The organism is uncultured Tateyamaria sp., assembly GCF_947487805.1.
Lineage (GTDB): Bacteria > Pseudomonadota > Alphaproteobacteria > Rhodobacterales > Rhodobacteraceae > Tateyamaria.
Window position 1 is genome coordinate 344,001 of record NZ_CANKXW010000003.1, and the last position, 25,700, is coordinate 369,700.

Annotated in this window: 27 protein-coding genes; 13 read left to right on the forward strand and 14 right to left on the reverse strand. The window is 63.6% G+C overall.

Annotation, left to right across the window (positions count from 1 at the left end; genetic code table 11):
* Positions 1-51: 51 nt before the first annotated feature.
* The 4 genes from Q0949_RS11060 to Q0949_RS11075 form a co-directional block, all read right to left on the reverse strand.
* On the reverse strand, positions 52-1,332 hold the full coding sequence (locus Q0949_RS11060) for a folylpolyglutamate synthase/dihydrofolate synthase family protein (RefSeq protein WP_299371707.1): 1,281 nt from the start codon (positions 1,330-1,332) through the stop codon (positions 52-54).
* Positions 1,329-2,252: an acetyl-CoA carboxylase, carboxyltransferase subunit beta gene (gene accD / locus Q0949_RS11065; RefSeq protein WP_299371710.1), complete on the reverse strand. Its 924-nt coding sequence runs from the start codon at positions 2,250-2,252 to the stop codon at positions 1,329-1,331. The genes Q0949_RS11060 and accD overlap by 4 nt, the downstream gene beginning before the upstream one ends.
* Positions 2,253-2,328: 76 nt before the next feature.
* The gene (locus Q0949_RS11070; RefSeq protein WP_299371713.1) at positions 2,329-3,234 is read right to left on the reverse strand and encodes a CPBP family intramembrane glutamic endopeptidase; all 906 of its coding nucleotides are present in this window, start codon (positions 3,232-3,234) and stop codon (positions 2,329-2,331) included.
* Positions 3,231-6,314: an ABC transporter transmembrane domain-containing protein gene (locus tag Q0949_RS11075; RefSeq protein ID WP_299371716.1), complete on the reverse strand. Its 3,084-nt coding sequence runs from the start codon at positions 6,312-6,314 to the stop codon at positions 3,231-3,233. The genes Q0949_RS11070 and Q0949_RS11075 overlap by 4 nt, the downstream gene beginning before the upstream one ends.
* Positions 6,315-6,484: 170 nt before the next feature.
* Between Q0949_RS11075 and ilvD the strand changes: the two genes are divergently transcribed.
* Genes ilvD through Q0949_RS11095 form a run of 4 tightly spaced genes read left to right on the forward strand, consistent with a single transcriptional unit; the run spans position 6,485 to position 10,064 of the window.
* Entirely contained in the window at positions 6,485-8,248 is a 1,764-nt protein-coding gene (ilvD, locus tag Q0949_RS11080; protein WP_299371719.1) for a dihydroxy-acid dehydratase, read from the forward strand.
* Entirely contained in the window at positions 8,229-8,849 is a 621-nt protein-coding gene (locus tag Q0949_RS11085) for a hypothetical protein (RefSeq protein ID WP_299371722.1), read from the forward strand. Before ilvD ends, Q0949_RS11085 begins: the two co-directional genes overlap by 20 nt.
* Before the next feature lie 59 nt (positions 8,850-8,908).
* Positions 8,909-9,682, forward strand: coding sequence for a DUF6478 family protein (locus tag Q0949_RS11090; protein ID WP_299371725.1), 774 nt, complete (start codon positions 8,909-8,911; stop codon positions 9,680-9,682).
* Positions 9,683-9,695: 13 nt separating this feature from the next.
* Positions 9,696-10,064: a hypothetical protein gene (locus Q0949_RS11095; protein ID WP_299371728.1), complete on the forward strand. Its 369-nt coding sequence runs from the start codon at positions 9,696-9,698 to the stop codon at positions 10,062-10,064.
* Here the strand turns inward: Q0949_RS11095 and Q0949_RS11100 are convergent.
* The 8 genes from Q0949_RS11100 to Q0949_RS11135 are packed head-to-tail and all read right to left on the reverse strand — an operon-like array spanning position 10,043 to position 16,799.
* Positions 10,043-10,246, reverse strand: coding sequence for a DUF2783 domain-containing protein (locus tag Q0949_RS11100; RefSeq protein WP_299371731.1), 204 nt, complete (start codon positions 10,244-10,246; stop codon positions 10,043-10,045). The two genes, Q0949_RS11095 and Q0949_RS11100, sit on opposite strands and share 22 nt — an antisense overlap.
* A complete protein-coding gene (locus Q0949_RS11105) occupies positions 10,243-11,862 on the reverse strand; it encodes an FAD-dependent oxidoreductase (RefSeq protein WP_299371734.1) in 1,620 nt (539 codons plus the stop codon). The genes Q0949_RS11100 and Q0949_RS11105 overlap by 4 nt, the downstream gene beginning before the upstream one ends.
* Positions 11,863-11,871: 9 nt before the next feature.
* Positions 11,872-12,135 carry a hypothetical protein gene (locus tag Q0949_RS11110; protein WP_299371737.1) on the reverse strand — a complete coding sequence of 88 codons (264 nt, stop codon included), beginning with the start codon at positions 12,133-12,135 and terminating at the stop codon, positions 11,872-11,874.
* On the reverse strand, positions 12,132-13,082 hold the full coding sequence (locus Q0949_RS11115) for an MBL fold metallo-hydrolase (RefSeq protein WP_299371740.1): 951 nt from the start codon (positions 13,080-13,082) through the stop codon (positions 12,132-12,134). The genes Q0949_RS11110 and Q0949_RS11115 overlap by 4 nt, the downstream gene beginning before the upstream one ends.
* Before the next feature lie 12 nt (positions 13,083-13,094).
* Positions 13,095-13,742, reverse strand: a complete 648-nt coding sequence (gene maiA, locus Q0949_RS11120; RefSeq protein ID WP_299371743.1) for a maleylacetoacetate isomerase — start codon at positions 13,740-13,742, stop codon at positions 13,095-13,097.
* Positions 13,743-13,802: 60 nt separating this feature from the next.
* The gene (locus Q0949_RS11125) at positions 13,803-14,807 is read right to left on the reverse strand and encodes a substrate-binding domain-containing protein (protein WP_299371746.1); all 1,005 of its coding nucleotides are present in this window, start codon (positions 14,805-14,807) and stop codon (positions 13,803-13,805) included.
* Complete coding sequence (locus Q0949_RS11130) at positions 14,786-16,144, reverse strand: sensor histidine kinase (protein WP_299371749.1); 1,359 nt, start codon at positions 16,142-16,144, stop codon at positions 14,786-14,788. Before Q0949_RS11130 ends, Q0949_RS11125 begins: the two co-directional genes overlap by 22 nt.
* The gene (locus Q0949_RS11135) at positions 16,134-16,799 is read right to left on the reverse strand and encodes a response regulator transcription factor (protein ID WP_299371752.1); all 666 of its coding nucleotides are present in this window, start codon (positions 16,797-16,799) and stop codon (positions 16,134-16,136) included. The genes Q0949_RS11130 and Q0949_RS11135 overlap by 11 nt, the downstream gene beginning before the upstream one ends.
* 106 nt (positions 16,800-16,905) lie before the next feature.
* On the opposite strand from Q0949_RS11135, the gene Q0949_RS11140 reads away from it, so the two are divergent.
* From Q0949_RS11140 to Q0949_RS11160, 5 genes are all read left to right on the forward strand, one after another.
* On the forward strand, positions 16,906-17,889 hold the full coding sequence (locus Q0949_RS11140) for a tripartite tricarboxylate transporter substrate binding protein (protein ID WP_299371754.1): 984 nt from the start codon (positions 16,906-16,908) through the stop codon (positions 17,887-17,889).
* A gap of 340 nt (positions 17,890-18,229) precedes the next feature.
* Positions 18,230-18,712: a tripartite tricarboxylate transporter TctB family protein gene (locus Q0949_RS11145; RefSeq protein ID WP_299371757.1), complete on the forward strand. Its 483-nt coding sequence runs from the start codon at positions 18,230-18,232 to the stop codon at positions 18,710-18,712.
* Between the two features lie 4 nt (positions 18,713-18,716).
* A complete protein-coding gene (locus tag Q0949_RS11150) occupies positions 18,717-20,231 on the forward strand; it encodes a tripartite tricarboxylate transporter permease (RefSeq protein ID WP_299371760.1) in 1,515 nt (504 codons plus the stop codon).
* Positions 20,224-21,417, forward strand: a complete 1,194-nt coding sequence (locus Q0949_RS11155) for a CoA transferase (protein ID WP_299371763.1) — start codon at positions 20,224-20,226, stop codon at positions 21,415-21,417. Before Q0949_RS11150 ends, Q0949_RS11155 begins: the two co-directional genes overlap by 8 nt.
* Positions 21,414-22,205, forward strand: a complete 792-nt coding sequence (locus tag Q0949_RS11160) for a citryl-CoA lyase (protein WP_299371766.1) — start codon at positions 21,414-21,416, stop codon at positions 22,203-22,205. The genes Q0949_RS11155 and Q0949_RS11160 overlap by 4 nt, the downstream gene beginning before the upstream one ends.
* A gap of 12 nt (positions 22,206-22,217) precedes the next feature.
* Here Q0949_RS11160 and Q0949_RS11165 read toward each other — a convergent pair whose 3' ends face one another.
* The gene (locus Q0949_RS11165; protein WP_299371768.1) at positions 22,218-23,141 is read right to left on the reverse strand and encodes a LysR family transcriptional regulator; all 924 of its coding nucleotides are present in this window, start codon (positions 23,139-23,141) and stop codon (positions 22,218-22,220) included.
* A 93-nt stretch (positions 23,142-23,234) separates the two neighbouring features.
* Here Q0949_RS11165 and Q0949_RS11170 point away from each other — a divergent pair, with 93 nt between their 5' ends.
* Positions 23,235-23,996, forward strand: coding sequence for a class I SAM-dependent methyltransferase (locus tag Q0949_RS11170; RefSeq protein ID WP_299371771.1), 762 nt, complete (start codon positions 23,235-23,237; stop codon positions 23,994-23,996).
* A gap of 19 nt (positions 23,997-24,015) precedes the next feature.
* Positions 24,016-24,642 carry a methyltransferase domain-containing protein gene (locus Q0949_RS11175; protein ID WP_299371774.1) on the forward strand — a complete coding sequence of 209 codons (627 nt, stop codon included), beginning with the start codon at positions 24,016-24,018 and terminating at the stop codon, positions 24,640-24,642.
* Positions 24,643-24,657: 15 nt separating this feature from the next.
* Here Q0949_RS11175 and Q0949_RS11180 read toward each other — a convergent pair whose 3' ends face one another.
* Entirely contained in the window at positions 24,658-24,834 is a 177-nt protein-coding gene (locus Q0949_RS11180; protein ID WP_299371777.1) for a hypothetical protein, read from the reverse strand.
* Between Q0949_RS11180 and Q0949_RS11185 the strand changes: the two genes are divergently transcribed.
* Complete coding sequence (locus Q0949_RS11185; protein ID WP_299371780.1) at positions 24,833-25,144, forward strand: hypothetical protein; 312 nt, start codon at positions 24,833-24,835, stop codon at positions 25,142-25,144. The two genes, Q0949_RS11180 and Q0949_RS11185, sit on opposite strands and share 2 nt — an antisense overlap.
* Before the next feature lie 176 nt (positions 25,145-25,320).
* Positions 25,321-25,635 carry a GNAT family N-acetyltransferase gene (locus Q0949_RS20615; protein ID WP_366524028.1) on the forward strand — a complete coding sequence of 105 codons (315 nt, stop codon included), beginning with the start codon at positions 25,321-25,323 and terminating at the stop codon, positions 25,633-25,635.
* Positions 25,636-25,700: the final 65 nt, after the last annotated feature.

A 25,700-nucleotide genomic window follows, 5' to 3' on the forward strand; every position in this document is an offset into this window, starting at 1 on the left:
TCAATATACAGTGGCGTCTACTAGGGGTTGTTTCGGTGATTTGGCCTGAAATCAGGCGTTTTCGCGCAACACTGCCCCGGCCAGATAGAGCGATCCGCAGATCAGCACCCGCGCGTGTGGCGTGGTCTTCAGAATGGTGCGCAGGGCGGTTGTCACATTCTCTGCCGTATCGCTGGCCAGCCCGACATCTGCTGCGGCCTGTGCGGTGTCTGCGGCAGGCAGGGTGTTGGCCTCGCCCGGAATGGACAGCGCGGTCAGCCCGTCGGCCACCTGCGCCAGCGGGGCCATGTATCCGCGCGCATCCTTGGTGTTGAGCATGCCGCAAATGAGGTATGTGGGCCGCTTGGGCAGTTGCGCGATGACTGCGGCCAGCGCGTGCCCCGCGGCGGGGTTGTGCCCCCCGTCCAGCCACAGCTCGGCCCCCTCGGCCTGCGCCATCTCGGGCAAGGGGCCAGACGACAGGCGTTGCATCCGGGCGGGCCACTGCGCCTTGGTCACGGCGGCCACGCAGGCCGCTTCGTCGCAGCCCAGATGCCGCAGTGCCGCGAGCGCCATGCCTGCGTTCTGGATCTGGTGATCGCCGGGCAGCACAGGCGCGGGCAGGTCCAGAAGGCCGGTGTCGTCCTGATAGACCATCCCGTCGCGTTCGCGCGCGGCGTGCCAGTGTTGCCCATAGGCCAGAAGCGGCGCGCCCAGCGCGGTGGCGCGGGCTTCGATCACGTCGAGACCCGCCTCGTCCTGCGGGCCGACGATGCAGGGCACCTGCCGCTTGATGATCCCGGCCTTTTCGCCCGCAATGGCGGCCAGTGTGTCGCCCAGAAACGCCTCGTGATCCATTGACACGGGCGTGATCACCGTCAGGCGCGGATCCTTGACCACATTGGTGGCGTCAAGCCGCCCGCCGAGGCCCACCTCGAGCAGGGTGAAATCGGCCGGGGTCCGGGCAAAGGCCAGAAGGGCGGCGCAGGTGGTGATTTCGAAATAGGTGATGTCCGCACCGCCATTGGCGTCATAGCATTCATCGAGATATTCGGTCAGCGACGGCTCGGAAATCAGCGTTCCGGCCAGCCGGATGCGTTCGTGGAACCGCGCGAGATGCGGTGAGGTGTAGGCGTGCACGCGGTGGCCCGCCGCCTCGAGGCCCGCCCGGATCATGGCTTGGGTCGATCCCTTGCCATTGGTGCCCGCGATGTGGATCACCGGCGGCAGGCTGTCCTGCGGATTGCCGAGCGCATCCAGCAGGCGCCACATCCGGTCAAGGGTCAGGTCGATGACCTTGGGGTGCAGGGCCATCATGCGCGCCAGAATGGCGTCCGATCCGGGGGCGGTCATGGGGCGGTTGCGTCGCTTTCGGCGGGGGTGTCGCCCTCGGTCGGCGCGGGCAGGTCGCCTTTGACCGCAGGGGTCATGCCCATCAGCATCCGCGTGATGGTGATCAGTTCATCCCGCATCTCTGTCCGGCTGGTCACCCGGTCGAGCATGCCGTGATCCAGCAGGTATTCGGCGCGCTGGAACCCTTCGGGCAGTTTCTCGCGGATGGTCTGTTCGATCACGCGCGGCCCGGCAAAGCAGATCAGCGCGTTGGGTTCGGCAATATGCACGTCGCCCAGCATCGCATAGGACGCTGTGACACCACCGGTCGTGGGGTGGGTCAGCACGACGATATAGGGCAGGCCCGCCTCTTTCAGCATCTGCACGGCAACGGTGGTGCGCGGCATCTGCATGAGGCTCAGGATCCCTTCTTGCATGCGCGCACCACCGGCGGCCGAGAACAGGATCAGCGGGCGCTTGAGTTTGACCGCCTCTTCGGCGGCGGCGATGATCGCATTGCCCACATACATGCCCATCGACCCGCCCATAAAGGAAAAGTCCTGCCCGGCGGCGATGATCGGCGTGCGCCCGATTTCGCCGGCGGCGACAAGCATCGCCTCGTTCTCGCCGGTGCCCTTCTGGGCCGCCTTCATCCGGTCGGGGTATTTCTTTTGATCGCGAAACATCAGCGGATCGGTTACCGGGGCGGGCACGGCCACCTCGGTAAAGATGCCGCCGTCGAACAGGGCCGTGAACCGGTCGCGCGGGGTAATCCCCATGTGGTGATTGCAATTGGTGCAGACGTTCAGATTGTCCGACAGCTCGCGGTGAAACAGCATGGTGCCGCATTCGTCGCATTTGGTCCAAAGGTTGTCCGGCGTTTCGCGGCGCGAGAAGATCGAGTTGATCCGGGGCCGGACGTAGTTTGTGATCCAGTTCATTGGGCTGTCCTGCTGCGATGTCGGGTGTCAGATAATCTGGGCGCGGGCCAAATGCAATCGGGGGTGTGACGCATGGTCAGGCGCGGATCGCCAGTCGGGCGGCCAGCCACATCACCAGCATGAACCCGAATTCCGCCGGCAGCCATGCAGCCATCTGCGCCTCGTCCCCGACCCCGAAGGGCAGGACATAGAGCGCAAGGCCTGACATTTCATCCGGCGTGCCGGTAAGCACCATGGCGGAAATGTTGTTGGCGAAATGCACCGCGATGGCGGGGCCCAGCGTGCCGGACCGCGCCGTCAGATCCGCCATCAGCAGGCCAAAGACCGTGGCCCAGAGCGCGATGGTGGTCGCATTGCTGCCCGCCGTTTCCGGAAGGTAGTGCCCCACCCCGAACAGCCCCGCAGGCAGCAGCATCCACACCAGCGGCGACCGGAACCGCGCGGCCAGCTGTTGCTGGATGTAGCCGCGGAAAAACACTTCTTCGGCGCTGGTCTGGATCAGGACGGCGAGCAGCGCCACAGGCAGCAGCAGCATCCAGCGCCCCAGGCTCATGTTGCGTTCCAGCGGATCGCCAAAGTCGTAAGGCGGCAGGAGCCACAGCGCGAGCGTCAAGAGCGCCATCATGCTGAGCACGGCCACGAATTGCCGCGTGGCCAGTCCCACCGGCCCGATCAGCGTGGCGGGCCTGCGCTTGTGCACCATGATCACCACAAGTGCGGCGGTCACCGACAACAGCCCCAGCTGAAGCAGAAGCAACAACGTCCCGCCCGCGGTCTGACCCGTGGTACCATCGGTCGCCAATGCCGCCCGCGCGCCCGGTTCAAGCACGGAAAACACCGTGCTGATCATCATCCGCGACAGCGCCACAAAGATCGCGGCCGCCAGCACAAGCCCCATCAGCAGCCGCCACAGCTGTGCCGTATCGCGCGCAGGCGCGACAAAGCCGTCATGCGGGCGGTAGTCGAAACGCCAAAGGCTCATGCGTCGAGCGGCGGGGGCGGTGGGCCCTCTTCCTGCGGGATCTGGACATTGGCCTGCCGCAACAGGTCGGCGGCGCCGGTCAGGTGGCTGGAGACGGTCTTGAGCAGGCTCATCAGCACAGTCGAATCGTTTTCCAGAACCGCGCGGAATTCGGCGGCACCGATCCGCAGGAACGTCACATCCGTCTGCGCGGTCAGGTGCAGCTGGCGCGGCTCGTCCAGAATGATAGACAGGTCACCGATCAGACGGCCCGGTTCCACCGTGGTCACGGCGCGGTCCTTTCCGTCCTCGGAATCGTAGCTGAGCACCGCCGTGCCCGCCACGCAGAGATAGGCGGCGTCCGCCCGCTCGCCCATGGAAAAGAGCCGCTGCCCGGCGGGAGCGTCGTACCACTGCGCGGCAAAGGCCAGCAGCCTCTGGTTGCGCCCGTCGATGCCCGCAAACAGGTCGGCCCGCGCGATGGCACGCAGCTTGCGGCTGAGATCGTCGCCTTCTTCGTCCTCGTCATGGCTCTGGACACCGTCGATGCGGCCATCCTTGATCTCGACAAAGAGGTCATAGGCATCCGGGTTCTGGAATTTTTCCTCAAGAAAGATCAGCGTCGCATCGGGCAGCAACCGGCGCAGCGCGGTGCGGGTCCGGCTGCGTTCCTCTGCGGAATGGCTGGCCAGCGCGCGGTCCAGCACAAGAACATCGGGCCGCTTGATCCCGGCGCGCGAGAACGCGGCGCGTTCGTGAAAGATCGTCGGCAGGTTGGTGCCACCCAGCCCGGTACGGATGTCAAAGATCGTCTCGGCCACTTCGCGGCGCAGTTTCTTTTGCCCCAGCAGGTCGGCCACGAGATCCTCGATCAGCTCGCCCTTGGTGCCCGCCACCATCGAGACCCGGCCATAAAGCGCGTTCTCCAGGATGGTCAGGCGCGGCAGGTACTGATCCGGCTGGATCGGCACGAACATGTTGTCCGTCTGCTCTCGCAGCGCCGCCCCGCTGGTCTTGCGGATGCCCACGATGTCCTTTTTGAAGCTGTCGGGAAAGGCCGGGCCGATCTGTTCGGCGGTAAAGGCAAAAGGCACCGTCAGCAGCAGCGCAAATTCGTCATCGGTCAGCGCGATGTCGCCCCGTTCCCGCCGCCGTCCGGCAATGTCGACAAGGGTGTTGTACATCTCTTCGTCGATGTTGAGCGCGGTGAACAGCGGGTGATTGGTGCCATCCATGCCAAAGGTCTGGTGCAGCGTTTCGATCAGCGTCTGCGAAATCGCGATGCCCTGTTCGGCCAGGCCATGTTCAAAGAGCAGGTTCATAAACCGCGCGTCCGAGGCCAGCCCCTGTTGCGAGATGTCCCGTTTGGGCGCGGCAAACAACAGGTTGCCGCCCAGCGGCACCGCCGGGTTGAACTCGTCTGGATCAAATCGGTAGACGGCGTCCAGTACGCCCTTTTCCCGCAGGCACTCTTCAACTTCGGGGCGCAGATCGACGATGGCCTTGGCCAGTTCCGGGTGCGCTTCGGGGTCGATGCGGCTGTTCAGCATGCGGCGGAACATGAATTCGTCGATGCCCATCGCCTGCACCAGCTCGAACCACCATTTGCGGATCTCGGTGGCGTCCGACAGCCCGGCCAGCGACGGGTCGAGCCAATCGGCGTCGAGGCTGTCGAGGCTGTTGCCGGACCGCTTGGCCTCGTTCAGGTACTTGCTGTCCTTGCGATCCGGGGACCAGGACACCGTTCTGGGGCTGGTCATCAGCGGCATCAGCAGGTTGGTGCCCAGCGTCCCGTCAAAGAGGTAGGGCCGCGAATGGGCATAGCCGATGCGCGCCGAGATCACCGCCTGGTGCAGCTGCGACAGGTCATGGCCGTCGATGGACACCCGCCCCCGCGTGGGCAGCACCTCGCGGGTGAGCAGTTCGGCAATGGCCGTGCGTTCGGTCTGGTTCTTGGCCTGGATGGCGACGCGCGCGCCTTGAGGGATGGTGAGGTCCATCCGTTCCAGCACGGCGTTGTTGTCGGTGTTGCGCAGCATCACGCCGTCCAGCACGATATCCCCGCGCAGGTGCGGGATCTCGTCCGGCTCTCCTTCGAACAGGGCCTCGTCGATCATGCCCTGCGGTGCGAAACGGTCAGTGACGATTTCCCAGCGCAGCGCCATGTCCTGCGTCTGGTTGTAATAGGTCAGCAGCTCTTTCCACGGGCTCGACAGATCCTTGTAGGCGGCAATCGCCGCAACCAGCGCGCCCACGGTGATGTCGCCCCGGATCGCCAGCACGCCCCCCACCAGATAGAAAAAGAATGGCGTCAGCTGGGTGATGAAGTTGTTGAGGAACTTCATAAAGAATTTCTGCTGGTAGATCCGGAACCGCAGATCAAAGATGTGGCCGAGGCGCGAGGTGAACTGCGCCAGCCGGAACCGCAGGCCGCCATTGGTGCGCAGATCGGAAATGCCCGCCGCGCTTTCGCCAATCTCGGCGGAAAAGGCGCGCACGTGCACGATGCGTTCCTTGTTCAGCAGGTTGATCCGCCGTTGCAACAGCGGAATCAGCCACGCCTGAAGCGGAATCAGCGCGATACCGGCCAGCCCGAACCAGAACGATTGCAGGAACAGGAACACCAGGATGATCAGCATCTGACCGGCCTGGAACACCGGCTGGGCCACCATATCCCCCATCAGCCCGCCCATCGGCTCGGCCTCTGAGGTGACCATGCTGACCAGCTCGCCCTGGCTGGTCGAGCGGAAATAGGCGCGCGGGAACCGCAACATGCGGCTGATCAGTTGGAACCGGAACCGGCGCAGCAGACGCTCGGCCGTCACGCCCTTCATCGTGTTCAGGCGCATTTTCAGCAGGCCGTGCACCAGCACCGCGCCCAGGTATCCGAAACACAGCGCCATCAGGAACTGGATCTGGGTGAATTCAAGTCCCAGCACGGTAAAGGACGAATCCGTCGCGCCGATCGCGTCGTTGATGATCCGTTTGGGCAGTTCCAGCGTGACGTAGAGAAACGGGAACGTCACCACCGTCAGCGCCAACAGCATCAGCTGATCGCGTTTCGAATGCTTCCAGATGAATGCAAAAAGGGAGGAATCCATGCTCTGACCTGATCAGCCGCGTCTGCTGTCCAATTGGCCGATCACTGCGGCCGGCGCGTGCCGTTTGGGAAACCTAGTATCCGCTATGTCTTATTACAACCGCGCGTGGCGCTTGCAGGCGTTGTGGGCAATGGCTATTCCGGTCAGCAACGATTTCAGGGAGACGCCAGATGCTCAAGGGCAAGTTCGACAAATCCAAGCTGCCAAGCCGTCACGTGACCGAAGGGCCCGCACGCGCGCCGCACCGGTCCTATTACTACGCGATGGGCATGACCGAGGAAGAAATCCACCAGCCGCTCGTCGGTGTGGCGACCTGCTGGAACGAGGCCGCCCCGTGCAACATCGCGCTGAACCGTCAGGCACAGGCGGTCAAAATGGGCGTGAAATCCGCCTATGGCACGCCGCGCGAGTTTACCACCATCACCGTGACCGACGGCATCGCCATGGGCCACGAAGGCATGCGGTCGTCCCTGGCCAGCCGCGAGGCGATTGCCGACACGGTCGAGCTGACCATGCGCGGCCACTGCTATGACGCCATTGTGGGTCTGGCGGGCTGTGACAAGTCCCTGCCCGGCATGATGATGGCCATGATCCGCCTGAACGTGCCGTCCGTGTTCCTTTATGGCGGATCGATCCTGCCGGGTCGCGCGCCGTCGGGTGCACAGGTGCCCGCCGAATATGCCAACCGCGACCTGACGGTGCAGGACATGTTCGAGGCCGTGGGCCACCAGCAGAACGGCACCATGACCGAAGCCGAGCTTGACGTGCTGGAACGCGTGGCCTGCCCCTCTGCCGGGGCCTGCGGCGGCCAGTTCACCGCCAACACGATGGCCTGCGTGTCCGAAGCGATCGGCCTTGCGCTGCCCAACTCGTCCGGCGCGCCCGCACCCTACCAGTCGCGTGACCAATATGCCGAAGCCTCCGGCGCGGCCGTCATGACGCTGATCGAAAAGAACATCCGCGCCCGCGACGTCTGCACGCGGCAAGCCTTTGAAAATGCGGCGCGCGTCGTGGCCTGCACGGGCGGGTCGACCAATGCCGGTCTGCACCTGCCCGCCATGGCACACGAGGCAGGCATCGACTTTTTCCTTGATGACGTCTGCGAAATCTTCCGCGACACGCCCTACTTCGTCGACCTGAAACCGGGCGGGCAATTCGTGGCCAAGGATCTCTATGAGGTTGGCGGCGTCTATGTGGTGATGAAGGAGTTGCGCAAAGCGGGCCTGATCCACGAGGATTGTATGACCGCATCCGGCTATTCCATCGGCGAGGAACTGGACAAGATCGAAGGCGAGGCCGATGGCCGCGTCATCCACCCTGTCGAGACACCGATCACCAAGACCGGCGGCGTTGTCGGCCTCAAGGGCAATGTCGCCCCCGAAGGCGCCATCGTGAAGGTCGCGGGCATCGAGCCGCAGCACCAGATCTTTACCGGTCCGGCGCGCGTGTTCGAATGCGAGCAGGATGCCTTTGAATCGGTACAAAACCGCACTTATGAAGAAGGCGAAGTGTTCGTGATCCGCAATGAGGGGCCGTCAGGCGGGCCGGGCATGCGCGAAATGCTGGCCACCACGGCGGCCCTGTCGGGCCAGGGCATGGGCAAGAAGGTGGCGCTGATCACCGATGGCCGGTTCTCGGGCGCGACACGCGGGTTTTGCGTCGGCCATGTCGGCCCCGAAGCAGCCCATGGCGGCCCCATCGCGCTGCTGAAAGACGGCGACGTGATCACGATCAACGCCATCGAAGGGTCGATCAATGTCGACCTGACCGACGAGGAACTGGAGACGCGCAAAGCCGCATGGAGCGGCCCGCGCGAGACCATCTATGCCTCGGGCGCGCTGTGGAAATACGCGCAGTTGGTCGGTGAAACCTACAAGGGTGCGGTCACGCATCCGGGTGCCAAGGCGGAACGTCATGAATACATGGACCTCTAGGGGGGCCATGGTCGGGGCCTGTTGTCTGGCCCTGACGGCATGTGACGATATCGGTGGTCCGGGTCTGGGGGCAACCGCGCCCGAGGGCCTCGCCTTTGCCGAGCTGGGGCGCGGCGCAGTCACCTTGGTGCCGCCCGACGGGTTCTGCATCGACCCGCGCAGCCTGCGGGCGAGTTTCGCACTGATCGCGCGCTGCGACACGCTGGGCGGTGGGCAAGGGCGCGGCCAGCCGCTTGCCATCATCACCGCGACCACCGTGCCATCCAGCGCCGAAGCGGCCAGCGCGGTCGGCACGGATCAGGAAACCGTGCTGGATGAAACCCGCACCGACGCGCTGGTTCTGGCGCGCGTGCGCGGCACACCGCCCAGCCCGGATGTCCGCGACATCTATTGGCGCGCTGTCGGGCAGATCGGCGATCAGGCCGTGGGCTTTGCCCTCTACGAGGCGTCGGGCAGCCCGGAACTCGGCGCGCTTGCCCCGGATCTGCTGATCCAGATGATGGACCGCACACAGCGCAAATCGGCAGCACCGCAGGACAATTCTGCAACGACGGCGGCAAAACCGGAGCCGCGAGGGCTGCTGGCCGGTTTATTTAGGTGAAACCTTTGGCATAGATAACGGGCGCACCGGACAACGGGCAGGAAACGGCGCAAGGGCACATGGCAGGCAAAAAGATCAAGTTCATCGACAGGCTGGCGCATCGGCGCGCGATGCGCCGTTGGGCGCGGGCCGCACGCGACGCCCGCGAGACGCCGTTGGACGAACTGCGTGGCCTGCGCAGCGCCGCGCGCCTGATGCGCAGCCATCTTGATCGGCTGATCCACCGCGCCGACGAACGGCTGGCGCTTCCTGTCATCGGCTCCACCAGCTTTCCCAAGCCGCACAATGCCGACTGGTCATGGCGACCCGAACTGTGGCGCGGGCCGCTGCCCACACCCGGCGCGTCCTCGGTCCAGACGAAATCGATGCTGGGCAAGGAGGTGACGCTGTTCCATGACTGCGCGCTCAGCGAACTGACCCTGCGCCAGCTGCGCAACCTGCGCGAAGAGGACCTGGCCCCCTACGGCCTGCGTCTCGACGTTTTCAAATTCGACGGCTCGTTCCTGTCGCTGGTGATCGACCTGCCGCCCGACGCGGTGCAGGGCCTGCGCAAGACGCATCTGGTCGGCATGAACGCCATCGTCGAGATGGAAAAACCGCTGGAAATCTTTGGTCGCCTCAACATCCGCCACGGCCCCAACACCGAACAGATCGTCCGCGAACTGCCCCTGAACCAGGAGGACGTGACCGTGGAATTTGATCTGGCCTATTCGAAACTGAACGAAAAGCGCGTGGAACGGGCGTGGATCGACCTGATCTTTGAAGGCCCCGAAATGAACCAGATCACGTTGCGCGATCTGACCTTCTCGCGCCGCCCGCGCGCCGCATTGTGACGGAGACCGGCCCATGAGCACGCTGACACTGACACCCACGAAAATGCGCCACGGCATCTGGCAAGGGCACATCCAGCAATCCGGCACCGGCGTGCCGCAGATCAAGGTCACGCATCTGGGCAATGACGTCCCTGATGTGCAAGTCAGCGAGGGCAGCGACGGCCAGTGGCTGATGCAGGTGCCCATCCCCTCCGAAGCGATTGCAGACGGGGTCCAGGTCTTTGTCATCACCGACGCCACGGATGACAGCAAGCTGGGGCAATTTACCCTGATCGCGGGTGAGGCGCTCGGCGACGACATCCGCAACGAGGTGGAACTGCTGCGCGCCGAGCTGGACATGCTCAAGCGCGCGTTCCGCCGTCACTGCGTCGAAACCACCTGACGCTGCGCAGCGGCCAGCGCCGCGCGCAGCACGTCCCGATCCCCCACATGATTGGCCAGCACGAGGATCAGCCGGGCGTTCAGCGCGTCGCTGTCCGCCTTGCTTAGCCCCTGATGCGCCGCGAGCAGTTCGTCATAGAACCCGTCCGGGTCCGGGATGTTCGGATCAAGGTTGAGTGTCATGCCGTCCCCTTTCCCAGCGCGGTGCGCATCGCCGCCGCCACATCGTCTGCGGTCGCGGTAGACCAGCGCGCCACGATATGCTGATCCGGCCGGATCAGGTAAACCGCACTGTCCGCGTCCCCCAGATACCGTTCGGTCAGATACGGATTGCCCCGGCCCGTCAGGTCCAGACGTGTGATCGGCACACCGTCCACCGCATCCAGATCGGGCGCCACCGCATCGATGCACAGCAGGGTAAACCCATCAGACAGCCGGTCCAGCAGATACGTATCGCCCAGCATCGCATCCACCGCAGGTGCCCCCACCCGCGTCCGCGCCGGCCCATCCAGCATATCCGGCCCATTGAGCGACAGCCCGTCATAGACACAAGGCACCGATAACCGTCCCGAATTGACCAAAGGCCGGGCAAAGGCATGATCCCGCGCCAGCTCCAGCACCGCATTGCGGAACACTTTGCTGATCTCGCTCTTGGGGGTCAGGAAATCCGTGGCGCGGGTGGAGTTCAGGATGTTCTCATCCGCCGCCACGGCGCGTTCCTCGGAATAGCTGTCGAGCAGCGTCTCGGGTGCCAGCCCGCGCAGCACATAGTCCAGCTTCCACGCCAGATTGTCCGCGTCCTGCACCCCGCTATTGGCCCCGCGCGCGCCAAAGGGCGACACCTGATGCGCCGAATCCCCGGCAAAGATCACGCGGTCGTGGCGAAACTCCTGCATCCGGCGGCATTGGAAGGTGTAGATCGAAGTCCACTCGAGTTCATATTCCGCCCCTTCACCCAGCATCGCATCGACCCGCGCGCGGATGTTGTCGGGGTGCAGCTCCTTGGTCCGGTCGATGTCCCAGCCCAGTTGGAAATCGATGCGCCAGATGTCATCGGGTTGTTTGTGCAGCAGCGCCGACTGACCCGCACCTTCAAACGGCGGCTCGAACCAGAACCACCGCTCGGTCGGGAAATCGGCGGTCATGTGCACGTCGGCGATCAGGAAATTGTCCTCGAACACACGGCCATCAAAGCTCAGCCCCATCATGTCGCGGATTGGACTGCGCGCGCCGTCACAAGCGATGAGCCACTCCGCCTCGATCTGGTAGGGGCCGTCGGGCGTGTCCACGTCGAGCAACACGTGGTCGCCGCGCTGGTCCATCCCGGTCAGCGCATTGCGCCCCCGTATCTCAATCGGCGCGCCCTGTTCCTGTGCTGCGCGGATCTCGTCCACCAGGAACTTCTCGAAATAGGGCTGTTGCAGGTTGATGAAGGCGGGGCATCGATGCCCATCCTCGGGTTGCAGGTCGAACCGAAAGACGCGGTCGTCGCCATGGAACACTTTGCCCACGTTCCACACCACGCCCTTGTCGATCATGCGCTGCCCCGCGCCAAGGCGGTTGGCGATCTCAAGCGTCCGCTTGGCAAAACAAATCGCCCGACTGCCCTGCCCCACACCGTCATGGTCATCGAGCACCAGTACGGGCGTCCCCTTGCGCCCAAGGTCCAGCGCCAAGGCCATCCCAATGGGGCCACCACCGACGATGACGACAGGGTGCCGTTGCGCGGGCATCGTCTGCGCTGCGACGGGGGCGTAGGGATACAGTTGGAAGGCTATGTCATAGCGAACGTCGACCATCCGGTGCTCCTAATCTCCATCGCCAGAAACCTCAGTTTCCAGCTCAGTCACGGATTCCAGTTGTTCGTATTCATGCTCATGGCCGTCAGCGTCGCCGTCATCGTCGACGCGACGCCGAACAGCAGATTGATCCAACGAAATGGTTCCAGCAAAGAACCCCGCTGCTGCCAACGTAGGAACCACCCAAACCATCTTGTCTGTTAGGTACGCTGCTGTATAGCTTGGCACCAATACGATCGCGGCCTTCAAAGCCGCTTCTTTCGCTTTGATCACCCCTGCAACGCCTCCCACATCTCGATATCCCGCTTGTCCGTCCAGATGCGCGGATGGGCGATGCCGCGGGCCTCGTCATAGGCGCGGGCGACGTTGAATGGCAGGCAGTGTTCGTAGATCGCATAATCGCTGAACTTCGGATCGCACTCGGCGCGCACCGCGTCCCACGCCTCTTTCAACGTGCCGCCACGCGCCGCCACACGCGCCGCGGGGCGGTAGGTGCTGTCCACGAAATCGCGGGTGCTTTCGATGGCCTTGTTCACCATCTCGGACCCCACCAGCGCATCGCCCCGGCCCGGCGCAATGGCGTCCACACCGTAGGCCTTGATCGCGTCCAGCGTCCCGCCCCAGTCGCCGAAATACCCGTCGCCGCAATAACAGGCCGAGTGGTATTCGACGATGTCGCCGGTAAACATCACGTTCTGATCCGGCACATGGATCACGGCATCCCCCGCCGTATGGGCGCGGCCCACGTGCTTGATGTCCACGCGCCGCGACCCGAGATATACGGTCATCGCATCGGAAAAGGTCGTCGTCGGCCAGGTCAGCCCCGGAATGCTCTCGTGCCCCTCGAACAGACGGGGAAAGCGTTGGAACTCGCTGTCCCAATCCTCTTGCCCGCGCTCGGCCACCATGCCGCGCGCCATGTCGGACATGATGATCTGATCGGCACCATAGGCCGACGCGCCCAGCACGCGGACGGCGTGGTAATGGGTCAGCACCAGATGTGAGATCGGTTTGTCGGTGACGCTGCGCACCTTTTCGATCACCTTTTCGGCCAGACGCGGGGTCGCCTGCGCCTCGACGATCATCACGCTGTCGTCGCCGATGATCACGCCGGAATTGGGATCGCCCTCGGCGGTAAAGGCCCACAGACCCTCACCGATCTCGTCAAAGGTGATGGTCTTTTCGGTCATGTCCCCTTGGGAGGCAAAGGCCTTGGCCATGGTCGGGTCCTTTCAGGATGCGTCGGGTTGTTGGTCGGGATGTGCAGCGGCAATGGCCGGGTGCGCAAGGCAGGCGGCTTCGATCCGCGCGACATTCGGGAAGGGGTCGAGGTCCACGCCCCAGCGCCGCGCGTTATAGACCTGCGCCACGATGCAAAGGTCCGCCAGATCGGGGGCTGTACCAAAGGCAAAGGGCGTGTCGTCCTGCACCAACGCCTCGAGTGCTGTGAACCCTTCGGTCATCCAGTGGCGCATCCAGTCCATTGCTCCATCGGTGCCCGCATCATAGGCGTCACGCAGGTGGGTCACGACGCGCAGGTTGTTCACCGGATGCACGTCCAGCGCCATGGTATGCGCCGCCGCCAGCACACGGGCCCGCGCCACGGGATCGGCAGGCAGCAAGGGCGGCGTGGGCCACTCCGCGTCGATATAGTCGAGGATCGCCAGCGATTGCGTCAAAACGGTCCCGTCCGGCAGCACCAGCGTCGGCACACCCTTGCCCGGGTTCATCGCGGCGTAGTCATCGGCTTTCTGATCGCCCGCCACCAGGTCCACCGGCACGATGTCATAGGCCACGCCCTTGAGGTTCAGCGCGGCCCGCACCCGGTAGGACGTCGTCGAACGCCAATAGCTGTAAAGGGTCAGGGGGGCAGAGGTCATGCAGGCACCGTTTGAATTTGGTTGCATGCGTAATGGTTGAATTTGTAACCAACAAGGCCGTTATCGCACCAGCGCCGAGGTCCACGCCTCGAGAAAGATCTGGCGTTTGAGCCGGTCGAGATAGACGAGCAGGCCCGGCTCCAGCGACACCACGTTCAGGCGCGCGGGATCAGATACACCGATGGACGGCAGCGGATATTCCGGCTGCGCCGCATCGGCCCATGCCCCTTGGGTCAGGTAGGCGACAAGGTCTGTGGCCGCGGCCTCCTCGCCGGTGGCGTCCAGCACCAGCGCCGTGCGCATCATCGTGGTGGCGAAATCGCTTGGCGTGATGATCGCGACCTTGTCCCGTGTTTCCGGCCGGGTGGAGGCATAGCTGCCCAGCACGTTGTAGGCGACGAACAGGTCGCCCTTGGCCAGATCGTCGATCATATCCCCCGAACAGCAATAAAGCCGCGCATCAAGGCTGCCGAAAACCTCCATCAGCCGCCAATAGGTCTCTGACGTGCGCGCGTCTTGCGTGGCAAAGAGGTACCCAAGCCCCGACAGGCGCACGTCATAGGTGCCCAGACGCCCGCGAAAATGGGCGGGGTCGGCGCGCACCGCCTCGATCAGCTGTTGCCGCGTTTCCGGCACGGGCCGCCCGGCAAAGGCGGCGCGGTTCAGCACGATGGTCGCGGGTTCGAGGGTAAAGCCAAAAAGCGTCTGCCGCCACTGGGTGCCCGCCGTCTGCTCCAACCCCGACAGGCGCCGCGCCAGCCCGTCATTGGCAAGCTTGAGTTGCAGGTCCATGGCGCTGGATATGGCGATGTCGTAGCAATCGGGACAGTCCGCGATCAGTGTCACGATGTCGGCGGAGCCCGCCACGGCATAGTCGATCCGCAGGTCCGGGCGCTGCGCGAGAAACCCCTCGAGAATGGGTGCGAATATGTCCGTGTCCGTGCTGGAAATCACCCGCAGGGTGGTTTCCGCGGCGGCCCCCTCGAACATCTGGCGGTCCTCCAGGTCTGCGGCCCAGACGAAGGGGGCCCAGATCATCGCCACTAAAAGTACAAGACTGCGCATGCGCCACCCGCTTCCAGATTTTTCAACTCCAGCCGCCCGCCATGGGCCTCGGCCACGTCCTTGGCAATCGTCAGCCCCAGCCCGGACCCCACCGTATCGCGCGCATTGTCGCCCCGCTGGAACCGTTGCGACAACAGTTCGATCTGGTCCTTGGGAAAGCCGATGCCCTGATCCGTCACGGTGATGGACGGGCCGGGTTGCGCCGACACATGGATGTGCACCACGCTTTCCGCGGAGGAGTATTTCAGCGCGTTGTCGACCAGATTGCGCACAGCGTTCTGCACCAGGATCGGGTCGGCCTGCACCGGCACGGGCCCGTCGCTCGAAATGGTCAGGTCAAGGTCCATCATCTCGGCCACCGGCGTCAGCCGATCCACGATATCCGAGCAGATGGAGACCAGATCGACATCCTGTTTGTCCAGCTGGTCGCCGCGAAACGTCACCATCGCATGATCTAACAGCTGCCCTGCGGCCCGGCTGCTTTCGTCGATGGCGCGGATCATCGACCGCAGCGCCTGCCGGTTCTCATCCTTGTCCACCCGCATCAGCGTGACCTCTGCATGACTGCGCACCGTGGCAAGCGGCGTGCGCACCCGGTGCGCAGCCTCGGCAATAAACGTCTCGGATTGGGTCAGCGAATGGCTCAGCCGTGTCATCAGCGCATTGAACGAGGTCACCAGCGGCGACAGCTCGGTCGGCACCGACCGGGTCACGGGCCGCAGATCGCTGGGCCCGCGCCGCGCAACCGACGCCGCAATCTGCCCAAGGGGCCGCAAGGTGGAGGCGGAGGTCCAGAGCGCCATGCCCGCCGCCAGTAGAAAAAACACCGCACCAAACACGGCGGCGTTGATCGAGATCGTCAGCAAGGTGCCCGACAGGCTGTCGCGCGTCTGCGCCACACTCACGGTCAGCAACACGGGCCGCGGACTGGCCGGCAGGCTGTGGGTCAACGTGGCGACCCGCACATCGCCGCCTGCGAAACCCCGCGTGGCGAACCGCGGCTCGCCCATCGGCGCGAACGGGCCCGACGACAGCCCCTCATACCCGCTCAGCAACACGTCCCCCTGATGGATCGCATAGAACACCCGGTCATCGGCCGCCGTGTCCAGCATCGAAAACGCGGCATAGGGCAGGTCCAGCTCGATCTGCCCGCCGCGCACAACCGCCGCGTCCATCAGCGACGTGACCGACGCCTCGAGGATACGGTCCTGGCTTTGTTGCGCGATGCCCTGCGCATAGGTGCGCACCACGAGGTAGAAAAGGATGGCCAGCACCGCCGCCCCGCCGATCAGGGTCAGGGTCAGACGACGGCGCAGGGACCATCCGCTACCCCTCATCCAACCGGTACCCCAGCCCACGATGGGTCGAGATCGTCACGCTCGACCCCTCCAGATGCTTGCGCAGCCGCCCGACATAGACCTCGATCGCGTTTTCGGTGACCGTGTCGTCATAGGAAAACAGCCTGTCCACCAGCTTGTCCTTGGAAAAGATCTGGCCCGGCGCATTCATGAACAGCTCGAGCAGGCGCAATTCGCGGTTGCGCAACGTAGTCTCGTTGCTGCCCACGGTCAGCACGCTGGCGACCGGGTTCAAGGCCACCGTACCCCGCCGTATGACGGTCTGGGCCGCGCCCGCTCGGCGGCGCATCACCGCGCGACAGCGGGCCTGCAACTCCGCATGATCAAACGGTTTGGTCAGGTAGTCATCCGCGCCCAGATCCAGCATACCCACCCGGTCGGACACTTCGGACCGGGCGGTCAGCACGATCACCGGCGTGTCGTCCTGCCGTGCGCGGTGCCGCTCCAGAAATCCGCGCCCGTCCCCATCGGGCAACATGATATCCAGCAGGATCAGGTCATAGTCTCCCACATGCAGGAAATCGGCCCCCTCGGACAGGGTCGCGGCGTGGTCGATGACGTGGCCGTCCAGCCGCATCCGATCACACAGCGCGGCGGCCAGCTCTGCATTGTCTTCGATCAGCAGGTATTTCATAGCGCAATCTTTGTCTGCAAGTGGCCGTGACAGGTCTGTGTCAGGTTCAGGTGTTTGACTGTCAGCATTCGCGTGCAACGCATGTGAAGTCAAATGGGAGGAAAATATGAAAACGTTTGAACTGAGCCGTCGGGCTCTTTTGGGCGCCGCTTTGGCGTTGGGTCTGGGTGGTCAGGCCATGGCGGACGGCCATCAGGTCGTCGACAGCATCCACTTTCTGATCCCCGGCGGCGCCGGTGGTGGCTGGGACGGCACCGCGCGCGGTACAGGCGAAGCGCTGACAGGCGCGGGCCTCGTGGGCAACGCGTCCTATGAAAACATGTCGGGCGGCGGCGGCGGCAAGGCCATCGGCTTCCTGATCGAAAACGCCGACAGCAACCACGGCACGCTGATGGTCAACTCGACCCCCATCGTGATCCGCTCGCTGACCGGTGTTTTCCCGCACAACTTCCGTGACCTGACACTGGTCGCAGGCACCATTGGCGACTATGCAGCCATGGTCGTGGGCAAGGACAGCCCGATCAACTCGATGGCCGACCTGATCGCCGCCTATGACGCCGATCCCGGTGCCACAGCTGTGGGCGGCGGATCCGTTCCCGGTGGCATGGACCACCTCGTCGCCGCGATGGTGATGGAAGCGGCGGGCAAAGATGCGCTTGGCGTGAAATACATCCCCTACGATGCAGGCGGCAAAGCCATGGCGGCCCTGCTGTCGGGCGAGATTGCGGCGCTGTCCACCGGCTTCTCCGAAGCGGTCGACCTGGCCAATGCGGGCGAAGTGAAGATCATCGGCGTCACCGCGCCCGAGCGTGTGGATGCATACCCGGATGCGCAGACCATGATGGAACAGGGCATCGACACCGAATTCGTGAACTGGCGCGGTTTCTTTGCAGCACCGGGCCTGCCCGAGGCACAGCTGGCCGCCTATCAGGATGCCATTGCCAAGATGTATGCGACCCCCGAATGGGAAGCCGTGCGCGCCCGCAACGGGTGGGTGAACATCCACAACAATGGTGACGACTTCAACACTTTCCTGGAAAACCAGGAAAAGGTCATCGGCGATCTGATGAAGAAGCTTGGCTTCCTCTGATCCAAAGGCGCGGCTTTCGCCGCACATTATCTAAAACTGTGCGAGGGGTTTCACCCCTCGCGCTCCCCAAGGTATTTTCGGCGAAAGGAAGAGGAGACGATCCGGCCTCCCCTTCCCCTCGAAGGCGGTTCAACGGCCTTCCTCTCGCACGGTCATCGGCTCCTCAGCCTGTACCGTGCGGCCAAGGTACAAAGCATTTTATTAAAATTTGCTTTCCTTTCGCTCAAAATACCTCGGGGGAGTCCGAAGGACGGGGGCAGCGCCCCCATAGCAACGGCCGGTCATTTGACACGTCGGTCTGGCTGTCCCCGCGGGGACAGAATGTAACGGGAGAATGGAAATGGCACTCGATCGCTGGATCGGATTGATATTGCTGGGGATATTCCTGGCCTATGGCTATGCGGCCTGGTTCACGATGGATGCGAGCCTTGCGCCTTTCATGCAGCGCAACCCCATCTGGCCCTCCACATTCCCCAAGATCCTGTCGATAATGGGCATTCTTTGCGCACTGGTCATTATTGCAGGCCTGGAAAAGGGCGAGGCCAAGATCGGGGACATCGATTACCGGCGACTGGGTGACTACCACCTTGGTCAGGCGCTGGGACTGCTGGCGTTGATGGTGGCCTATGCGCTGCTGCTGCGCCCTGGCGGGTTCCTTTTTTCCACCACCGGCTTTCTGATCGTGGGATCGGTGATCCTTGGCGAACGGCGGTGGATCACGATGATCGTGGTGTCGGCACTGGCCACCGGCGTCGTCTGGTATCTCGTGCAGGAGGTCCTTGGAATTTTCCTGCGCCCCCTGCCCGGCTTTCTAGGAGGATAACGCGATGCTCGAAGGTATTCTGATCGGCCTGCAAACGGCCCTATCCGTCCAAAACCTGCTGATGGTGATCGGTGGGTGTCTGATCGGCACGTTCATCGGCATGTTGCCGGGCCTTGGCCCGATGTCCATCATCGCCATCATGATCCCGGTCGCCATTTCGATGGGCGACGCGGCGGCAGCGCTGATTCTGCTTGCGGGGGTGTACTATGGCGCCATCTTCGGCGGCTCCACCTCGTCGATCCTGCTGAATGCGCCGGGGGTCGCGGGCACGGTCGCGACCAGTTTCGACGGCTATCCGATGGCGCGGCAGGGTAAGGCCGGCAAAGCGCTGACAATCGCCGCGATTGCATCCTTCTGCGGTGGGACCATCGGGGCGGTCCTGTTGATGGTCTTCGCGCCGATGCTGTCGTCGGTCGCGCTGCTGTTTCATTCGGCGGAGTATTTTGCGCTGATGGTTGTGGGCCTGTCGGCCATCGCCGCCTTTGCCGGGACGGGTCAGGTGGCCAAGGCGATCATCATGACGCTGCTGGGCCTGATCATGGCCACAGTCGGCGAGGGCGCGCTGTTCAACATGCCGCGGTTCACCATGGGGTTGATGGATCTGCAATCTGGCTTTGGCTTCATCACCCTCGCCATGGCGATGTTTGCCCTGCCCGAGGCAATTTTCCTCGTGCTCAACCCGGCGCGGTCCGCCCAAGGCGACAGCGGCGACATCAAGGACCTGCGCATTTCGCGGGCCGAGGCAAAGTCCATCGCGCCAGTGATCGGGCGGCAATCGCTTCAAGGGTTCTTTATCGGCGTGTTGCCGGGGGCCGGGGCGACGATTGCGTCTTTCCTCGGCTATGCCGTGGAACGCAACATCGCACCAAAGGCGGAGCAGGACGAGTTTGGCAAAGGATCGGTCAAGGGCCTTGCCGCACCCGAGACGGCCAACAACGCGGCCTGCACCGGGTCCTTCGTCCCGCTTTTGACGCTGGGCATTCCCGGCTCCGGCACCACGGCGATCCTGCTGGGGGCGCTCATCGCCCTCAACGTCACGCCAGGGCCGCGCCTGATGATCGACGACCCCCAGATCTTCTGGGCGGTCATCATCTCGATGTATATCGGCAATCTGGTACTGTTGATCCTGAACCTGCCGCTGATCCCCTACATCGCCAAGATCCTGTCGGTGCCGCGGAATTTCCTGATCCCGTTCATTCTCTTCTTTACGCTGATGGGGGCCTATATCGGGCAGAACAACGCGACCGAGCTCTTGTTGCTCGTGGGCTTTGGCATTTGCGCGACGGTGCTGCGCTTTGCCGATTACCCGCTGGCGCCGCTGCTGATCGGGTTCATCCTTGGCGGTATGCTCGAGAACAACTTCAGCCGTTCCATGCAGCTGTACGACGGGGTCAGCTTTGTCTGGGAGCGGCCCATGACGCTGGGCCTGTTGATTGTGGCGGCACTGCTGGTGATCCTGCCCAGCTACCGGGCGCGGCGCGCGCGGTTGCGGGCCAAGGGTGTGGCCGACGGTGACTAAACCGCTGGGTGGCATACGGGTTCTGGACCTGACCAATGTTCTGGCCGGTCCGTTCTGTTGCCACCAGTTGGTCCATATGGGTGCAGAGGTGATCAAGGTCGAAGCGCCCGGGCGCGGCGACCTTGCCCGCCAGCTGGGCGCGGATCCGGACCTGAATGCGCGGGGCATGGGCGTGTCCTTTCTGGCCCAGAACGCGGGCAAGAAATCAGTGACCGTGAACTTCAAGCATCCCGAGGGCAAGGCGCTGTTCGAACGGTTGGTGACCACCGCAGACGTGGTGGTCGAGAACTTTCGCCCCGGCGTCATGGCGCGGTTGGGGATCGGGTATGATGCCCTGACCAAACATAGGCCCGATCTGGTCTATTGCGCCATTTCGGGGTTTGGACAGGACGGCCCGTGGGTGGATCGGCCGGCCTATGATCAGATCATTCAAGGCGTGTCCGGGGTGATGTCGATCACCGGTGACGCAGACAGCGCGCCCTTGCGCGTGGGCTATCCGGTGGCGGACACGGTGGGCGGCATGACGGCGGCCTTTGCCGTGGCGGCGGCGCTGAACGCGCGCCCGCGCGGGTGTTTCATCGATTGCTCCATGCTGGAAAGCGTGCTGGCCACGATGGGATGGGTGGTGTCGAACCACCTGATTGCCGGGGCCACCCCGACGGCCCATGGCAACGAAAACCCGACCTCGGCCCCGTCCGGCGCGTTTCAGACCGGCGACGGGTTGATCAACATCGCCGCGAACAAGGACGAGCAGTGGGGGCTTTTGGTGGACTACCTTGGCCTGTCAGAGCTGCGCACCGATCCGGACTACGCGACCCGCGAGGACCGCAAGCGCAACCGGCACGCGCTGCGCACGCGGATCGAAGAACGGCTTGCGCCCTGTTCCGCCCGCGCACTGGCACGCGAGTTGAACAGGATCGGTGTCCCCGCGGGGGCGGTGATGGAGGTCGCGGATGTGCTGGCCCATCCGCAGATTGCGGATCGCGGGTTGCTGACGGACTATGCGGATGTGCCGGGGGTGGGGCGCGATATCTCGGTGGTGAATACCGGGGTCAAGATGAACGGCGCGCCATTGCAGGTCGATGCGCCGCCGCCGCAACTGGGCGCGCATGCGCAAGAAATCTGGGGCGCGCTGGGGCTGGATGCGGCGGCGGTGCAGGACCTGGTGGACAAGGGGGCGATATGAGCGACAGGGAATCGGATGTCTCAGAATGGTGGACCACATCGATCATCGACATGGCCCCCGGCCAGATCCGGATGCGCGGCCATCCGATCGAGGACCTGATCGGCGAAGTCAGCTTTGTCCAGATGATCTGGTTGATGATGCGGGGCACCCTGCCCGAGGCCGCCGAGGCCCGCCTGTTGGAGGCGGCCCTTGTGGCGGCGGTGGACCACGGGCCGCAAGCGCCGTCGATTGCCGCCGCGCGTATGGCCGTCACCTGCGGGGTCGGGTTGAACGGGGCGCTGGCATCGGCCGTGAATATGTTGGACGACGTGCATGGGGGTGCAGGCGAGCAGGCGGTAGAGCTGTACCAGCGGATTGCGGACACAAACGCGCCCCTAAGGGACGTTCTGGACGATTGGCGGGCCGAACATGGGCGGTTCATCCCCGGTTTTGGCCACCGGTTTCACACGCCCACGGATCCGCGCGCGCCACGGCTGCTTGGGCTGGTGGATGATGCGGCGCAGGGGGGCATGGTGACGGGGCGGTTCGCGCAGATCGCGCGCGGCATCGAGACCACACTGGCGGAGGAAAAGGGCAAGCCCGTGCCGATGAACATCGACGGGGCCACGGCCGTGATCTTTGCCGAGCTGGCGTTCGCGGCACCGCTGGCACGCGGGCTGTTCTGCCTGTCGCGGTCCGTGGGGATCCTGGCCCACGCGTGGGAACAGACGCAGCAGGGCGGACGCAACAAGGGGCCGACGCCACCGGGCTATCGTTGGACCTATACGGGTGACAACCCGATCAAGTGATGAGGCCGCCCTTCACCGCAGGGTGCTGTGACCGATCCGCCGCAACCCTTTGCGCGACAGTTCCTTTGCCAGAAGGTCAAAGACCAGACGAATGCTGGGGTTGGTGCGCAACTCGCGGTGCGCGACAAGCCATGTTTCGACTTCGACGGGTTCGAAACCGTCCCATGCCACAACCAGTTCGTCATAGAACTTGGCGATTTCGTCAGGCAGCACGCCGATCCCAAGCCCTTGCCGCATCAGCTCAACCGACATCGTGCCACTGGCCGTGCAAAGGTTGAAATTCGCACGGGTCAGATTGAGCCCGCGCGACGCCATCAGCCCCAAGAGGTGTTCGGGATGTTCGAACCCGACGAATTGCAGCGCCGTGAAATCCTCGGGTTTTGACGGATGCCCGACAGAAGCCAGATAGGACCGGGACGCATAAAGCGTCGCCGTGCGGTCAGGCAGACGCTTGGCAAAGAGGGCGTCATCCTGGGGCCGTGCATGGCGGATCGCGATATCTGCCTCGCGGCGCCGCAGATCGCTGATCTGGTTGGAGGTGACGATCTCGACCTGAAGCCCAGGCGCCACCGCTTGCAATTCGGCGAGGATGGCCGGCAGATACTGCGTAGCCAGCAGGTTCGTCGCCGAGATCGCGACATGCCCGGTAAAGGATTGCGACTGCCCGGTGGCGGCAATCGAGATGCGGTTGGCCGCGTCCCCCATGGTGCGGAAATGCTCCAGCAGCTGGGTCCCGGCCTGGGTCAGCAAAAGCGTGCGCGAACTGCGTTCGAACAGGGTCACGCCAAGCGCCTCTTCGATCCCGGCCACCTGTCGGCTGAGCGTGGGCTGCGTCAGCCCCAGCGCACGGGCAGCCGCCGACAAAGACCCTTCCTCGGCCGTGACCAAAAAGGCCCGCGCCTGGTTCCAATCGAAATTTGCACCCTTCCACTCCATCAAATGCGTATAGCAGCCCCACGGATTTTGGCAATTTCGTATAGAGTGACGTCGGCATAGACGCCGTGGAAACTCCAGATGGATGGATACGCCATGACTTTCGCACCTGTGCACCCTTCGGATCAGTCCAACGCCGGAACGACCGTTCCCGTAGGTGTTGCACGGCTGGGGTCGTGGGAAATCGGTGTGCGCCGCCATGTGCGCTCGTCCAGCGATCTGGCCGCGCAATACGATGTGGCCGCGGGGACATGGGAGGACACCGCACGGCGGTTCGGACTGGTCGACAGTTACGGGCACGCACTGCGCCGGGGACGGATCGGCACAGGTCAGCGACAGGGGCACGGCGCCACACGCGTGCTCGATTGCGGCATCGGCACGGGGAGCCTGAGCTTGGCTCTGCGCGGCATATGTGCGGGACCGGTGGAGTATTCTGGCATCGATACCTCCGCGCGGATGCTGGCGCAGGCGGATATGTTCTTGCGCGGGGCGGACATCCTCTGCGAGCTTCGGCGCGGCAGTATCGACGCGATCCCCCATGACGGCGCATCCTTTGATATTGTCACGGCGGCGCATGTGCTTGAGCACCTGCCTGACCCCGTCGCCGGCTTGCGCGAGATGGCGCGGGTACTGAAACCGGGCGGACGCCTCTTTGCCTGCGTGACGCGTCCGTCGCTGTTCGGTGCGTTCATCAAGATGCGCTGGCGCACCTGGACGGTGAGCGAGCGGCAGGGCGTGACATGGCTCCGCGAGATGGGGTTGCAGGACATTGGCCTGTGCCCGCTGGCACTTGGGGCCGTGACCCGGCAGGGAAGCACGGCCTTTTGGGCCACCAAACCTGCATATTCGGATGCGTGAAGACGAGAGAGAGATGAAAATGACATTGAGCCGAGAGGCACGATTCTGGGACCGGATGGCAAATCGATACGCAAAAAGCCCGATCGCCGACCCTGTCGCCTACGAGGAAAAGCTGCGCCTGACACAGGAGCGCCTCAGCCCCGAAATGCGGGTGCTGGAGGTCGGATGCGGCACGGGTGGAACGGCGCTGCGCCAAGCGCCATTTGTCACGGACGTGCACGCGATTGACGTGTCCCCACGGATGATCGCCATCGCCAATGCCAAGAAGGCGGAGGCCGGAATTGGCAATGTCCGGTTTGACGTCGACGATCTGCACGGGTTCACACCGGACGGCGTGCGCTATGACGCCGTTCTCGCCATGAGCATCCTGCATCTGGTGTCTGACAGGGATGTTGCGCTGGCCAAGATCCGCAGCCTGTTGCAACCCGGTGATCTGTTTGTGTCGAGCACGGTCTGCATGGGCGATGACCTGAAGATCTTCAAATGGATCGCACCGATCGGCAAGGCGCTGCGCCTCTTTCCGACGGTGCGTGTGTTCACATCGGATGCCTTGGCCCATTCGATCACCGCCGCCGGGTTCGATATCCGGCATCGCTGGAAACCGGGGCCGCGCACGGCCACGTTTCTTGTCGCGACGGCGCGCTGAGCGGTCGATCATGGTTCAAGGCGCCGGACGCCACTGTTCCGACTTGAACCAGTAGTCAGAGAAACAGGCCTTCGACCGGGTGAAGCCTGCGCATTCGGTGGCATAGACCTTCACAGCCTGCAACAGGTCTTCGACCTCTGTCCGGTCGTCCAAAGCCTCCCTGATCCAGCGCAGACAGTCAGCCTTGGCCATGGGCTATTTTGACCTTCTTGCCCCGCCTGACGCCTTCAATGCCAATGTCGCGCATCACTCTTTCAACTGTGCAGCGGGCGATTGTACCGAGGATGATGCGGCTGCATTTCACGCGCGGTTTACGACGCTCACGCTTCTCTCGGCAAAGCTTGGCCAAGGCAGCAGATCGATCTCGCAGCGCCTGAAGGCGGCCGGAATCGAGAGGTTTCGGCCCGGCGACACCTACTTTGGCCCGGTTTACCTCTTGGATGACGTTGAATCTGTTCTGCATGGACTTGAGTGCAGGGATCTGGTCTCGAAATCGAACTGAACGGCGATCGTATCGGTTGCCGATAGTTCGGAGAAGCAGACCTCTGCCCTTCACGCAGCTAAGGTCCGGAAAGAGCCCAAGGCGGTCATCATGATTACGTGTTGCGTAACCACTCAGCGTGAAAACCGCTGTGGCTGCTCTGACCATGCCGCTGCAGAGCGGCGAGGAAACCAGCCATTCATTCATCGCGCGGCGGTATATTTGTGGCCTGTCTCGACGACCAGGTGGTGGGTTGCGTCATGTACAATGAAATGTCGGCTGGTGTCGCCGAATTCAATCGCATGTTCGGGAGTGAAGCGGGCCATGGTCACGGGATTGGTCGCCTTCTGTTGAATAAAAGGTACAATCAACTGATCGAAGTCGGGTGCCAGAAAGTCGTTTTCTCATCAGCAGTTTTTCTGACATATGCGAAAGCGAGGTATCAAGCCGCCGGATTTACAGGTTCGCTGCATCCCAAAGGCTTTCCTGACGAATGGAAACCATACGTCTAATTCATGGAACGTGCGCTTTAGGGCGAATCGCGTAATCCCATGCAATGACGCCGCTTTTGAAGAAG

What these genes read in the sequence shown, in the direction of transcription:
- Q0949_RS11060 (WP_299371707.1), bottom strand. Translation starts at nt 1,332, where the DNA reads ATGACCGCCCCCGGATCGGACGCCATTCTGGCGCGCATGATGGCCCTG.
- accD (WP_299371710.1), bottom strand. Translation starts at nt 2,252, where the DNA reads ATGAACTGGATCACAAACTACGTCCGGCCCCGGATCAACTCGATCTTC.
- Q0949_RS11070 (WP_299371713.1), bottom strand. Translation starts at nt 3,234, where the DNA reads ATGAGCCTTTGGCGTTTCGACTACCGCCCGCATGACGGCTTTGTCGCG.
- Q0949_RS11075 (WP_299371716.1), bottom strand. Translation starts at nt 6,314, where the DNA reads ATGGATTCCTCCCTTTTTGCATTCATCTGGAAGCATTCGAAACGCGAT.
- ilvD (WP_299371719.1), top strand. Translation starts at nt 6,485, where the DNA reads ATGCTCAAGGGCAAGTTCGACAAATCCAAGCTGCCAAGCCGTCACGTG.
- Q0949_RS11085 (WP_299371722.1), top strand. Translation starts at nt 8,229, where the DNA reads ATGAATACATGGACCTCTAGGGGGGCCATGGTCGGGGCCTGTTGTCTG.
- Q0949_RS11090 (WP_299371725.1), top strand. Translation starts at nt 8,909, where the DNA reads ATGGCAGGCAAAAAGATCAAGTTCATCGACAGGCTGGCGCATCGGCGC.
- Q0949_RS11095 (WP_299371728.1), top strand. Translation starts at nt 9,696, where the DNA reads ATGAGCACGCTGACACTGACACCCACGAAAATGCGCCACGGCATCTGG.
- Q0949_RS11100 (WP_299371731.1), bottom strand. Translation starts at nt 10,246, where the DNA reads ATGACACTCAACCTTGATCCGAACATCCCGGACCCGGACGGGTTCTAT.
- Q0949_RS11105 (WP_299371734.1), bottom strand. Translation starts at nt 11,862, where the DNA reads ATGGTCGACGTTCGCTATGACATAGCCTTCCAACTGTATCCCTACGCC.
- Q0949_RS11115 (WP_299371740.1), bottom strand. Translation starts at nt 13,082, where the DNA reads ATGGCCAAGGCCTTTGCCTCCCAAGGGGACATGACCGAAAAGACCATC.
- maiA (WP_299371743.1), bottom strand. Translation starts at nt 13,742, where the DNA reads ATGACCTCTGCCCCCCTGACCCTTTACAGCTATTGGCGTTCGACGACG.
- Q0949_RS11125 (WP_299371746.1), bottom strand. Translation starts at nt 14,807, where the DNA reads ATGCGCAGTCTTGTACTTTTAGTGGCGATGATCTGGGCCCCCTTCGTC.
- Q0949_RS11130 (WP_299371749.1), bottom strand. Translation starts at nt 16,144, where the DNA reads ATGAGGGGTAGCGGATGGTCCCTGCGCCGTCGTCTGACCCTGACCCTG.
- Q0949_RS11135 (WP_299371752.1), bottom strand. Translation starts at nt 16,799, where the DNA reads ATGAAATACCTGCTGATCGAAGACAATGCAGAGCTGGCCGCCGCGCTG.
- Q0949_RS11140 (WP_299371754.1), top strand. Translation starts at nt 16,906, where the DNA reads ATGAAAACGTTTGAACTGAGCCGTCGGGCTCTTTTGGGCGCCGCTTTG.
- Q0949_RS11145 (WP_299371757.1), top strand. Translation starts at nt 18,230, where the DNA reads ATGGCACTCGATCGCTGGATCGGATTGATATTGCTGGGGATATTCCTG.
- Q0949_RS11150 (WP_299371760.1), top strand. Translation starts at nt 18,717, where the DNA reads ATGCTCGAAGGTATTCTGATCGGCCTGCAAACGGCCCTATCCGTCCAA.
- Q0949_RS11160 (WP_299371766.1), top strand. Translation starts at nt 21,414, where the DNA reads ATGAGCGACAGGGAATCGGATGTCTCAGAATGGTGGACCACATCGATC.
- Q0949_RS11165 (WP_299371768.1), bottom strand. Translation starts at nt 23,141, where the DNA reads ATGGAGTGGAAGGGTGCAAATTTCGATTGGAACCAGGCGCGGGCCTTT.
- Q0949_RS11170 (WP_299371771.1), top strand. Translation starts at nt 23,235, where the DNA reads ATGACTTTCGCACCTGTGCACCCTTCGGATCAGTCCAACGCCGGAACG.
- Q0949_RS11175 (WP_299371774.1), top strand. Translation starts at nt 24,016, where the DNA reads ATGACATTGAGCCGAGAGGCACGATTCTGGGACCGGATGGCAAATCGA.
- Q0949_RS11185 (WP_299371780.1), top strand. Translation starts at nt 24,833, where the DNA reads ATGGGCTATTTTGACCTTCTTGCCCCGCCTGACGCCTTCAATGCCAAT.
- Q0949_RS11180 (WP_299371777.1), bottom strand. Translation starts at nt 24,834, where the DNA reads ATGGCCAAGGCTGACTGTCTGCGCTGGATCAGGGAGGCTTTGGACGAC.